This is a genomic window from Marinomonas gallaica (genome assembly GCF_001639745.1).
Taxonomy (GTDB): domain Bacteria; phylum Pseudomonadota; class Gammaproteobacteria; order Pseudomonadales; family Marinomonadaceae; genus Marinomonas; species Marinomonas gallaica.
In genome coordinates this window covers 1-12,015 of the sequence record NZ_LTAX01000009.1, presented here as the reverse complement: position 1 = coordinate 12,015, position 12,015 = coordinate 1, and the positions used below count along the sequence as shown (strand labels likewise).

At 40.3% G+C, this 12,015-nt stretch carries 13 protein-coding genes and 1 pseudogene; 4 read left to right on the top strand and 10 right to left on the bottom strand.

Annotation, left to right across the window (positions count from 1 at the left end; translation table 11 throughout):
- The first annotated feature begins 21 nt into the window (after positions 1-21).
- Both AYW76_RS09985 and AYW76_RS09980 read left to right on the top strand, forming a co-directional pair.
- On the top strand, positions 22-1,920 hold the full coding sequence (locus AYW76_RS09985) for a TRAP transporter permease (protein ID WP_067219300.1): 1,899 nt from the start codon (positions 22-24) through the stop codon (positions 1,918-1,920).
- 193 nt (positions 1,921-2,113) lie between these two features.
- Entirely contained in the window at positions 2,114-2,530 is a 417-nt protein-coding gene (locus AYW76_RS09980; protein WP_067219298.1) for a hypothetical protein, read from the top strand.
- On the opposite strand, the gene AYW76_RS09975 is transcribed toward AYW76_RS09980, so the two are convergent.
- The gene (locus AYW76_RS09975; protein WP_231872588.1) at positions 2,527-2,964 is read right to left on the bottom strand and encodes a MazG-related protein; all 438 of its coding nucleotides are present in this window, start codon (positions 2,962-2,964) and stop codon (positions 2,527-2,529) included. The two genes, AYW76_RS09980 and AYW76_RS09975, sit on opposite strands and share 4 nt — an antisense overlap.
- Before the next feature lie 202 nt (positions 2,965-3,166).
- On the opposite strand from AYW76_RS09975, the gene AYW76_RS09970 reads away from it, so the two are divergent.
- Both AYW76_RS09970 and AYW76_RS09965 read left to right on the top strand, forming a co-directional pair.
- On the top strand, positions 3,167-3,982 hold the full coding sequence (locus AYW76_RS09970) for a substrate-binding periplasmic protein (protein ID WP_067219293.1): 816 nt from the start codon (positions 3,167-3,169) through the stop codon (positions 3,980-3,982).
- Between the two features lie 29 nt (positions 3,983-4,011).
- Positions 4,012-5,379 carry a diguanylate cyclase gene (locus AYW76_RS09965; RefSeq protein WP_067219289.1) on the top strand — a complete coding sequence of 456 codons (1,368 nt, stop codon included), beginning with the start codon at positions 4,012-4,014 and terminating at the stop codon, positions 5,377-5,379.
- 642 nt (positions 5,380-6,021) lie between these two features.
- Here the strand turns inward: AYW76_RS09965 and AYW76_RS09960 are convergent.
- The 9 genes and pseudogenes from AYW76_RS09960 to AYW76_RS19105 all read right to left on the bottom strand — a co-directional run bounded on the left by AYW76_RS09960 (position 6,022) and on the right by AYW76_RS19105 (position 11,583).
- Positions 6,022-6,519: a P-loop NTPase family protein gene (locus AYW76_RS09960; RefSeq protein WP_067219283.1), complete on the bottom strand. Its 498-nt coding sequence runs from the start codon at positions 6,517-6,519 to the stop codon at positions 6,022-6,024.
- A 98-nt stretch (positions 6,520-6,617) separates the two neighbouring features.
- Positions 6,618-6,857 (bottom strand): annotated as a pseudogene (locus AYW76_RS19660) (putative quinol monooxygenase); the annotation flags it as partial.
- A gap of 60 nt (positions 6,858-6,917) precedes the next feature.
- Positions 6,918-7,400, bottom strand: coding sequence for a GNAT family N-acetyltransferase (locus AYW76_RS09950; RefSeq protein WP_067219282.1), 483 nt, complete (start codon positions 7,398-7,400; stop codon positions 6,918-6,920).
- A 158-nt stretch (positions 7,401-7,558) separates the two neighbouring features.
- Complete coding sequence (locus tag AYW76_RS09945) at positions 7,559-7,906, bottom strand: hypothetical protein (protein WP_067219281.1); 348 nt, start codon at positions 7,904-7,906, stop codon at positions 7,559-7,561.
- A gap of 132 nt (positions 7,907-8,038) precedes the next feature.
- Entirely contained in the window at positions 8,039-8,398 is a 360-nt protein-coding gene (locus AYW76_RS09940) for a hypothetical protein (RefSeq protein ID WP_156489059.1), read from the bottom strand.
- A gap of 284 nt (positions 8,399-8,682) precedes the next feature.
- Positions 8,683-9,081 (bottom strand): hypothetical protein, encoded by a 399-nt coding sequence (locus AYW76_RS09930; protein WP_067219274.1) that lies wholly within the window; start codon positions 9,079-9,081, stop codon positions 8,683-8,685.
- Positions 9,082-9,196: 115 nt separating this feature from the next.
- Positions 9,197-10,741, bottom strand: a complete 1,545-nt coding sequence (locus AYW76_RS09925) for a hypothetical protein (RefSeq protein ID WP_067219272.1) — start codon at positions 10,739-10,741, stop codon at positions 9,197-9,199.
- The gene (locus tag AYW76_RS09920; protein ID WP_067219269.1) at positions 10,729-11,283 is read right to left on the bottom strand and encodes a hypothetical protein; all 555 of its coding nucleotides are present in this window, start codon (positions 11,281-11,283) and stop codon (positions 10,729-10,731) included. The genes AYW76_RS09925 and AYW76_RS09920 overlap by 13 nt, the downstream gene beginning before the upstream one ends.
- Positions 11,284-11,415: 132 nt before the next feature.
- Entirely contained in the window at positions 11,416-11,583 is a 168-nt protein-coding gene (locus AYW76_RS19105) for a hypothetical protein (RefSeq protein ID WP_156489058.1), read from the bottom strand.
- Positions 11,584-12,015: the final 432 nt, after the last annotated feature.

Below are 12,015 nucleotides of genomic sequence, written 5' to 3'. Positions count from 1 at the left end.
ATAAATATTTGGTGCCATTTTATGAAGAATAATCTGTACAGATTGTGTCTGAATCCCTGTGCTTGGTTGTCACTGGCCTTAGTGGCATTCCAGTACTGGATTTTGTTTAATCCGGAGCTGCCATTGGTTGAGCGTGCCACGCATTTGGTGCTCAGCTTAGCCATTATTTGCTTCGCCACGCCCTTCTCAAAAAAACAGGCTTCCCCCACACTCAATGCCATTATCTCGATGGCACTCTTTGCGATGGTCGCAATCGTTGGTGCCTATTACTTCTTAGAAGCGGATCGTTTATCAAATCGTATTGAAAACGTCTCCCCGATCGAGCTATATGACGTAGTGGTATGTTCCATACTCGTTTTTGTCTTGCTCGAAGCAGTACGCCGCACCGTGGGTTATATTTTATTGTTCGTGATTGCGGCTTTTCTGGTCTACGGTATTTTCGGCTACCAACTCAGTGGTGACATGGGGTTCAGTCAAATCGGCTGGGATGAGTGGTCCGAAATCTTAGGCATGACCACCAGTGGCATATTGGGCGTTACCACCGCGACTTCCACCAACTTCATCTTCTACTTCATTGTCTTTGGCGTGGTCTACAGTGCTGTAGGAGGTGGTCAGTTATTCATCGATTTGGCCGTTAAACTTGTCGGCAAATCCACAGGCGGCGGAGCCAAAGTCGCGATTATTGGCTCAAGCCTTATGGGAACCATTTCAGGCAGTGCGGTCGCCAACGTGACCTCAACTGGCGTGTTCACGATTCCACTCATGAAACGCACCGGCATTCAACCTGAGCGCGCAGCGGCGTATGAAGCCATTGCCTCCACTGGTGGGCAACTGATGCCCCCTATTATGGGTATTGCGGCCTTTGTAATGGCAGAGATGCTGGCTACGTCGTACACGAACATTGCATTGGCTGGTATTTTTCCGGCACTGGCATTTTATCTTTCGTTGTTCTTTTTCGCGGGTTTGGACGCCAAAAAAAATCACTGCGGCACCCTCAATGATGAGGATATCCAGCAGATCGACCCTATTCTGCCGCGCCTGCATATGCTGTTACCCCCAATCGTATTAGTGTGCGGATTGGTAATGGGATTCTCAGCACAGATTGCGGTTTTTTGGTCAACGGTAACCTGTTTCGTAGCGCCTTTCCTGCATCCAAACACACGTTACGACTTAAAGAACATTCCCTTGATGGTGCTAGATTCAGGGGTTCAAGCGGCTAAAATTGCGGCTCCCATCATGGCCATTGGTATCATCGTGTCCATTGCTATCCAGTCGAATCTAGCGCTTAAATTCGCGTCAGGATTGATCAATGTGGGAGACGGTTCGATGGTCTTTTCGCTGATACTGATCGTAATTGGGTGCATTATCATGGGCATGGGACTCCCCACTGTGGCGGCGTATATCATCGGTGCGGTGTTATACGTGCCCGCTTTGAAAGAATTGGGCATCACTGAACTGCAAGCACACTTTTTTGTCATGTATTTCTGTGTCTTGTCCATGGTCACCCCACCGGTTTCACTCGCCTCCTTTGCCGCGGCAGGTGTCGCTGGTACTGACTCGATGAAAACCAGTTTTGAAGCCTTCAAAATTTGTGCGGTCGCCTTTTTAATTCCGTTTGCCTTTATTTCGGATGATGCACTGTTGTTCGTAGGCAGCTATAGCAGCATCGCCATTGCAGGGCTTGGACTTATCTTCTCAACGGCGGTTTGGGCGATTGGGGTGTCAGGCTTTGCCAAACACAAAGTCTCTGTGTTTGGTCGAATCTTGATGATGAGCTGCGGCTTCTTTGCCATGATCTCAGCAACGGGTAGCTACGTCTGGCTCAGTGCGATTGGTATCAGCGCTGTGTACCTACTGGTTCATTACGTAAAACCCAGAGAATCACAGCACATCAACAAAGCCTGTTTACATACCAAATAGGCACTTACCCATCACGATGAAAGCTCACCACTTGATAGTGAGCTTTCATCGCCTCCTGCCGCCCCTAGCCCATCCTAAAGCCCTCTCTAAGGGTCGCTGTTCGCAGCCCTGATCGATGTCGAGTCAACACAGATTGTAGGCCATGATGGAGGATGGCGCTGTCGGGCAACAAGCGGCAAACTACTTGGCATAAATGACCTTAGAAAAACGCCAGACTGGCGCGGACTATTTAGCGAATTTTAAAAATTTATCCGATGCATTAGATGAGCATGTAGGACGTGACAACAACGCAGATCTGGACCAGCTACTCGACAACGCTGCCGCGGGTCGAGCACCTACAGTCAATGCGGATGGGGCTAGCGTGGCATTGGCCGAACAAATCACTCAATTATGGCAGACACACCAAGAGCAGATTCAACAGGTTGAAAACCAGTATCAAGACGTAAAAAACTTCCCACAGCATCTTTCTGAGTGGCTAGACCACAAACACATTGAGCGCTCAACCGAGCTCGATGCGATGGTCGAAAAGCACCGCTACAGTGGTTTGAATGGGCTGCGCGAGCAAAGTCACGCACTATATGTGATATCCAACGTATCACTACATTGCTAGAGCACTGAACTCGACGTTAGTTCTTGTATGTCAATTAGGTCGACTTCCCTACCCAATATTCGCTTATACTCGACTAGACGATGTACAGGAATAACTGGTACCTCAATACATTGATATAGCTTTACAACTGACTCCGAAAAATCGATTCTAAGCTCATACCACAAGCCATCTAGAGCCGATTGTATCTTCGTATTTTGAGATAAACCGATTTCGATTTTTTGATCTTGGTAAACTAATTGGAAATACTCTAGATCCCAACCATACTCAGCATAATGACTCAACGGCTTAGATACGAACTGCGATACGCGAGCCAAGACCTTGCTTGCATCTGAATTGTGGATATAGAGGTCGATGTCTGCGACTTCACGACTGCCCCCATGAATCGTTGCCGCTAATCCACCAACAATTTGATACTCAACTCCCTCGCTATCCAAAAGTCCTTTGATCCATTTCAAGGCCGTCTTTACTTTATCACCCATCTTGCTCCCTTTGAAAAATCTTGCCCTATGGCATGACGTCCATAGCAGACGCATTTGTGTAAGTATTTTCTGTATGCAGATTAGTGAAGAATATTCTTTGCAGATATTGCAGTAAAACTAATGTAAAGTTAAGGGGCAATCGCATAGGAAGATAATCATGCCTTCGAAAAATAAACGCTTAAATCAAGCAAGCAAATCTCTTACTATGAGTACTCTATTAGTCGGTTTTTCTGCTATGTTTTCTACACCCGCCGTTTCAGACACGCTAAGAATCGCCACCGACGAATGGTGTCCTTACGACTGCATCGCTAGCCAAAACCAAGGTAAAGTAGGCTACCTTGGAGACTTACTCGTTGAAACTTTGGGCGCAAAAGGACACACGATCGAGTTTGTGGAGGTATCCTACTCGCGCGGGCTGCAATTGGTTCGAGAGGGTAAACTTGACGGAACGATGGCCTGCTACCGAGAAGAAGCCCCTGACTTTATCTACCCTGACTTTGCTTTAGGTAAGAGCAACAGCACGTTCTTCAGCCTTCAAGATTCGAACTGGTACTACAACGGCAAAGAGTCACTTAAGCAGGCACAGCTCATTGGCGTCATTAAAGGATATGACTACGTTGACCCAACTGTAATGGAATATTTAAACCAAAACCCTAAAAATGTTCTGGCTATCACGGGTGAAAAGCCTTTAGAACGATTGCTTGAAATGCTTATCAATGGTCGTCTAACCGCAGTGATTGAAGACAAAATCGTCTTACAATATAAAGCGCAACAAATGGCCTTGGCCGATCAAATAAAGGTTTCTGGAACAACTGATGTGACGATTGATGTCTTCACCAGCTTCTCACCCAAAAACCCTAACTCCTCTGAATACGCCAAAATAGTGTCCGAGGAAACCCTGAAAATGCGAGAAGATGGACGTCTTCAGAAATTACTAGAGCAGTATGGCATTAAAGATTGGAAAGCCGAGTAACCTGTTCTTTGACAACTAAGGCTTGTTGCATGCAACCGTTGCTTAAGCATTACCATCGCTCTATTGCCCTGCACCTACTGTTGATGATCTTCGGCGTTTATTTTTTGGTAGCTGTCCTAGTTACTGTCATACAGCTTTACAAAGAGTACGAAAACACTAGAACAGAATTTTATAATGAAATCCAAACCCTACCATCTACCTTTGGCAAAGGGATCTCCGACTCCGTTTGGACCTATAACCAAGAGTTAATGCAATCAATTATACAGGGGATGTACAACCTACCCATCGTGGTTGGCGTCAAAGTTAGTTCGCTTGACCAAAAAATGGATTTTCAAATCGGTGCCGTGTTAAACGAACAACGTCAAGTTGAGTACTACAACTCTGACGGTCTATCGACCAAGCAAACACATACAGGGCTAGGCTCTCAGTCACTCTTCGATCACGAGTTTCCTATTTATTATCAAGGGCCAGCATTTGATCAAAAAATTCCACTCGGCACAGTAACACTTTATTCAAGTGACCGACTGGTTTTTGAGCGATTGAAGTATGGCTTCATACTTATTTTGGTTAACTCCATTATCAAGACTTGTATGCTTTGGGTAATTATTTATTTCTTCATTAATAAGTACCTTGGTAAACCACTAAAAGAATTTACTTTTAAAATTCATCAGCAAGATCCGCAATCACCAAACCCGATAGATTTAGATATTAGCTGGACAGATGAAAATGAATTACTCATCTTGAAAGACAGTTATAACCAACTGATTCAGCGGGTCAATATGAACCAAATCGAATTGCTAAAACTAAACCAAGAGCTCGATGAAAAGGTTAAAGTTAGAACTCGCGATCTTGAGCGAGCTAAGGAAAGTGCAGAGCGACTAGCCTATAGCGATCCACTTACCAAGCTGCGGAATCGTCGCGCATTTTTTAACACAGGAAGGCAGCTGCTCAATCAAGCCGAAACACAGCACTATCCCATTAGCTTGATTATGATTGATCTCGATAATTTTAAGGCACTCAATGACACCTATGGTCATGCTTTAGGTGATCAGGCTTTGATCACCTTTGCAGAGGTTCTGAAAAGCAACCGTCCCTCAATCGACATTATGGGGCGTTTAGGTGGAGAAGAGTTTGCCGTGATTTTACCGAATACAGAAGAAGATGACGCAATGAAGATAGCCGAACATCTCAGACAAGAAATCAGCCACATCGAGCTGACCCACGAACAGTCAATTGTTCGTTTTACGGCTAGCATGGGGATAACTGTAAACTCACAAGGAAGCGCAACCTTAGATCAATTACTCGCTCAAGCGGACAAAGCTCTCTACTTCTCGAAGCACCAAGGGCGCAACCGAGTAACCGCCCATTCAAAAATAGACACTCTTACAACAGAATGAGGTAGGACTTTTGGGGCAGCTGAAATGAAAATACCGCTCACCAGACAAACCAAGAAGATGATTGCACTGGTCGTTCAGTAAAAAGCGTCCTATCTTTTACCTTTTGGGCCCGCTCCGCGGTTCCAATTAGTTTCTGACAAATTGTTGGGAAGGTCGTTTTAAGTCCCAAGCCTTACTCGATGAGACAGCATAGATCTCTCGTTTGCACCCATTTTACAGCGCCTTAATATCCCATCCGAAACTGGATTATCATCGCCATCGAATTTGAACAACACACCCACGCAGCCATTGGTACAGAACTGATCCTATCAAGCTACTACCAGAATGCAGGCTATAAGCGATGGCCAAAGATAAGCAAAACGAAACAGCTGCTCGCCTAGTAAACCAAACTCACCTCTCAACACATATGATCTAAACTGGTCAGAACTACTCATTTCTCGTATTCAATAAACCGCATAAAGCATATAAATCTAGAGTCTAAAAGAGTGTAAATAAGCCCGCTCTAATCGGAACAGGCTTATTTTTGTGGTTCAGCCAAAAGTGAGCGGGGAGTCACTTTCTAAGATGAGTGTCATGTTGAGCTTGGTAGTAGCACAGCTGCGAGGGTCCCAGTGAGCGTAGCGAACGAACTTGAGCATCGTGTTAACTGGATTTGCAAAGGCGGAGCGCTTGCTTTCCCGATTTTGCGATAATTACACGCTTTTTACTTTTAAGCGCATTGAGTTTATCCATGATTACAGGTTTTGAACTTCCCGGATATTCCCATAGAAACTTGATAAAGTCGATATTAAACCTCTCATCACAACCGTCGGCTAGATATTGAGGCTTAGTACTTAAAAATATTCTCTTTAGCGCTCGATAGATACAGGTATAGCGGTTTACATCCAAGAATATTACTGTATCACAAGCTTCAATTCTTATATCAAGTGTACTCTGATAATTACCATCGATAATCCAACACTCGCTATCACAGATGCTCTCTTGAATTTTTATCCAGTCTTTTTTTGGAGTTTTAACCCAATTTGGTTTCCAATATAGCTGATCGAGGTGATGAACAGGCAAGTTCAATTCTTTACCTAATAAAGCCGAGAATGTGGATTTGCCAGAACCGCCGGAACCAATGACTGCAATTTTTTTCATCGTACCTACCTCGTCTTCAATCCAGTTAACGCTCGGGCTCACAGGAGAGCAAGCGCAGCGAGCGGATTCCGTGGAGCCCTTTGTTAGCTTGTAAATTTTCAAACTTCATCTAATTGAAGAGCGGTTTCAGGTTTTGCCCTAAATGTGGGGGTTATTGAATCTGCTTCTTGCATGTGTGGCGATAAGTCATGTGCTGCTAAATCTCCAGAGGACGTCCAGCACTCTGTTATTACGAACTCAACGTCGCTACCGGCAAGTGTGCTAAGATTATACTCCATGCAGCCTTTTTCATTTAAGACTAATGGCTGAAGTTTTTTGAATAAATTGATTTGCTCTTCAGCCTTCCCGGGTTACACCTCAATTAAAACAATCAAATTAATTTCTTTACTTTGCATATGTTAAGCTAGATTGTCTTTCATAAATAAAACATCGAATGGTAAATGCGGAAATTCCTTCAACCCATTTTCAATGAAACCAAGACGAATATAGCAGTTTTTCAAAACTTCGTGTTTAGCAATAATACCAATACTAACTTCTTCAATACCTTTATATTTTGCGTAATCAAGGGTATGAGATACCAATTTTTCACCAATGCCTTTCTTACGATTGTTTGGCAATACTGAGAGCCTATTTAAATACCCAATATGAGAATTGGGTTGCTCGAAAGCAACGCAGCCTAAAGCTAATCCATTCTCCTTGTATAGAAAATACTCTTCTCCTCTTTCAAAATCTGACAAAACCCATTCTTTATCGTAGAACGATGGATGTTTGGGGTTATTTTGTCGATTTAGATTAAACTTTTCAGCAACATCTCTGTTTGAGATTGCTACGATTTTTGCTATCTCTTCCGAGTCATTGATGCTTGCAGTGATAATACTCATTTCTTTTGACCTCCTTTTCAAGCTAACGCCCGACTCGGCGAGCATATGGGCTGGAGTGGTTTTTGTGTAGAATGCAGCGGTGCGGAATGGACACAAAAACCACGGAAGCCTACATGTCCGCTGGAACTGTTTGTTATGGCCGCTGCACAACCACACGACTAAGAAATATGATTCTCATTAACGTACCAGACACCGGCATTTTGGTGTATACCCAAGACGATAAGAGCCTCATTCTTTTCATAAATTCCACGCCATACAAACCTTAGAGATCTCTGTGGGCGACCTTTACCCGAACAATTCAACGAGCCAAGATATACCCTTTCTTTATAGGCCCCTAACTCATCTTTCATCGCCTCTACGTCTTTGATAAAGACATCTTCGCTAAAACCTGGATCAACAGCTTCATAACGTTTCATGAAAGAAGCATAATCTCCGTTTTGATCTGCGTTTAGCATCTCAGTGAGATACTTTTCCGCAATTATTAACGCTTCTTGATTTTCTTCCATATCGACTGTTCCTAAATCACTTGAGCTGAATTCGAGTTCTATTGTCATAACGCCCGCAGCACGCGAGGCTTTTTTGTAGTGAAGGCAAAGCCGAACTAAAAAGCCGTCGACTTGCCTGTGCTTGTTATATTTTTACATTGGTATTGGAATAATTGTCACGTCTTTAGGTTGATCTTTTAACTCAAAGGCCAAGTTTGCTCCAATGATTCCTTCTCCATCAGGTCTAATTATGGTTGTTCGTTTCTTTAAAGCTATTCCATCATGTGCCAACCATTGAAGAATTACATCGGCCTCTTCCTTAATGGTGAAGTCCTCTAATTTATCTTTTCGCGTTAGATAGTGCTCAATTGCCCCTGCTACTAAGTCAGTTGAACTAAGTAAATCAAGCATACTGGTATCCTTTTCTTCAAAAGGGACAGCCCCACCAAAAACCTTAAATTTATTCTTTGTATACAACTCAAGACTATTAGATAGCAAGCTAAGCATATTCATATGCCTTCTTGATTGGGCGCTATAGCATCATTATCTGTCATCCAAATCTGTCATCCAAAAAAATTTTGGCCATTTTTACTAAATAGGCCTATGAGATAACCCAATATATGAACCACTCTCAGCATTTTCTCAGCAATAGCGGGTTTCCACTTTCCAAATCCATAACTTTCTATTGTTTTAATAATATGCTTTGGTATCTTCTTATCTGGGCGGTCAAAAACGGTACTTATTTTTTTCAATTACGACACTATATAAGAAACTTGGAACTGACTTGTCTAACAGATCTAAATATCCTTTAAGGTTGCGTTTTGTAGGGCCATGTCTGAGATCTTTAAATGCAATCTCTTTTGTACCGAGCGAATTTTTTTTCTTATCTCATTCATTCCTATTTCGGTGAAATGCTTGGCTGCATGTATATCACATACGAGAAAAGAGTATGTAAGGTACTTACTCTCTGCTGACTCACCGCCATAATCTGAAAAAACACCCAAGGTATCTGTATTTTTTCTTAATTCTGGCAATAGGAGCGATTTTCTAACATTTTCGTTATGAAGAACCTGTTCAATAACTTGCACAAGCGCATTATGCTCAGACCTGTATTCATTATCCAAAACATTAATCTCTGGATTGATCCAAGTTAACATTTTGGCAATTTCAGTGAAATCGGAATTCTTTTCTTTCATCCTATGCAGCTCTCTTAGACAATATAACGCCGTAATAAGCGGACTAAAATAGTGGGTTATAATGTGGAGCGAAGCGAAACGTAAACCACTGTTTTAGTTCCGTTTAATTGCCTTGTTATGTGCTTGTAGATGAAGGTGATTTCCGAGAGGTTATAAACATAGAATAATCATAAATATTCATAATGTTATCTGTATTCATTTTCATACCAACCAAAGACTTCAAGCAATTAATAAAATTATCATCTGTATATTTGTCGACAATGAGCTCCAAAGGCAGAAATAAAGTTTGATTTAAAGCAATATTCATATTAACATTGCCACTTTCATTTAACTCATTAATGATGCCACAAAGCTCATCGAGGCATTTATTAGCTTTGACAAAGTCAGCTTTATTATCATAGGTCTCACTTTCTTCAATATTAAACCGTAATTTAATCAAGGATAAAATTACTTGTTTAGTATTATTATTCATTATGTTAAGCCAATTATTTGTTGAAACAGATAGCTTTACAATATTCTGATTTTCATATCTAAGTTCGCGCTGATCTTGTGTGAATTTTATTGTTTTGTATCTTGTTAAATTTCTCTGATGTTTAAAAAGCTGCTTCTGAGAGAGAGCAAAAGAAAGAACGAAATCTTTCAAAATATTAGAATCTGAACCAGAAAAAGAAAGATTGGTTAGATATTTGTTTTTATTTTCTATGAGAATAATTTCATCTTTTGTACTTAAAATCAAATCACTTTCTGGGTTTTCTTTTTTTGGCGGCTTATAATTGCCGGAAAAGATCTCATAACCATGCTTATTTTTTATTCTTTCAAAAACATCTTCAACAAACACATCGACATTGGAGCCTATCTCTCGATTTATATCTTTATGTAACCCTTTTCTGATCTTATCCACAAGCGCATTGTAAAAATTCATCTTAAAGTATTTGAACCCTATGATCCAAAATTTGCTCTTATATTTAACAACTGGATTCATAGAGAATAGGTTGGTGCTATTTTGTAGATTTGATAGTGATGAATAATTTTTATTGATGTTTTCGGCATCAATAGCAAACAGCTCTAATATTTTTTGGTCAGATTTATAAACGTTCTCCTTTTCGAAGCTTACTATGTCGTCAGTTTGTATATCTAATAACTCAAAAAAATCTATTAATTCATTTGCAGTAAAACCAAAAACTTTTAAAAACTTAGTTTCATCAACACTTGGTTTTATAATATTCTTTATATACTCAATTAATGTATTGGTTTTCACAGAATATAGCGGGTAGAAGTTTGAATAAAGAACCTGTTTTTTTAAATGGTCAACCAATGAATGCTCGGAAACATTCATACTCTCAAATTTGTCTTCTTTTAGCTGGTATAAAGATATAAATGAGTTCAATAACTCTGTAGAACTTATTATTTTTTTGCTGTCGTTGTTCTTATGTTTAGAGGTACTTATATTCTTAATTAGAAGGTTAATAATATATTTGTAAGGAATGGTATGCTCAACATTATGCTTTTTCTTATTATCCTGATAAAAATCAAATATGAACCTTATGAAGTTAAACAAATGCAATTTTGATAGTTTATTTTCGATTTTTTTTACTATTCTTTCTTCCTGCCCCTTCTGGAATAAAACTGATCCATCAACAACTTCTATTACTTCCCCCAATTTTTTCTCAATGTTTTTTTTGCTTCAATTAACTTCTTCAGTTGATTGAAATCCGGGTGACTAGGGCAATTACCGTCTAAGAAAATGTGATATTGTTTAGTGTTTATCATATTTAAAAGATAAAGCATTTTAACTAACTTTAGCCAGAATTCAGTATTCTCAAAAGATGAAATAGAGTTACCTCTATAAATTCCATAATATATTAGAGCATGTGAAATTGAATAGTAACTGTACGCAACTTCCTTTGAAATATTTTTTAATAAATAATCAACCTCTAACTGAGTGGAAATATCCTTCAATACATTTGTACTCATAGGTAAATGATCTTCTCCACTAAGAACAAAATCCTTTACGTGGCTTTTTAAAATCTCATTTAAATTAAAATTTAGACCTTCTTGATGAATATTTAAATCATTCAAGATTTTTTGTTCCAACTCCTTCTCGTTTTCTATCTTAATTTTTTCCAAACATGAGAAATACTGCTCATTATTTTTCATTGCTTGCTTAACAATTTTTATAAATTCATGTGTGTTGTTTTTCATTTTTTCCCCGATAAGAAAAAATTAATAGAGTGGTTTCGAAGGTTCAACCGGTTGAAGGTGATATCAGCATATAACGTTTAAGCTAACCAGCCGCGCGTTAGCGCGGTCGGGTTAAGTTCATTGTTAGATTTTTTAGCCCTGAAGTGTTGCACTAATAAAAGCATTAGAGTGAGTATTTATGATTGTTTTACCAGACTTGATAAGAGGGCCATCAACAGCATCAATTATTAAATAAGTAATTGCCTCTTCAGTACCATTCTCTAGTATTCTAATGGCATATCTTTTCCCAATTTCAAACATAATAAAATTCTCCTTTTTAATATGAAAAATAAATCTAACAATTAAGGGTTATACGGCAGCGTAGCTGCGGCTATAACCCACTGTTGAACGGCTGCGTTGTCTATATAGGGGATTTGCTTTTTTCATGGTGGGACGTCCCTGTTAAATAATTCGCTAAACATCAGAGTCTGTTTGGACTATGCCGCTTCAGATCGTCTTTGATCGCCGCTATGTTGGTTCATAATGTACCCTTTTGTAGCGTGATTTGACCAGAGAGGCAAGCGCTTCCCTCAGACTTTATGATCTGATCTATTTTTATACCCTGACCTCACTGAGCGCTAATGCTAACTGCCATTGTCCCATGGCAGCATGACGTGAAGCCGTTCTATCACTTTACTCTCAGAAGCATCGCCAAGATAAGTAACAGTACGTTCTCCACAAGCAGGGCATGAG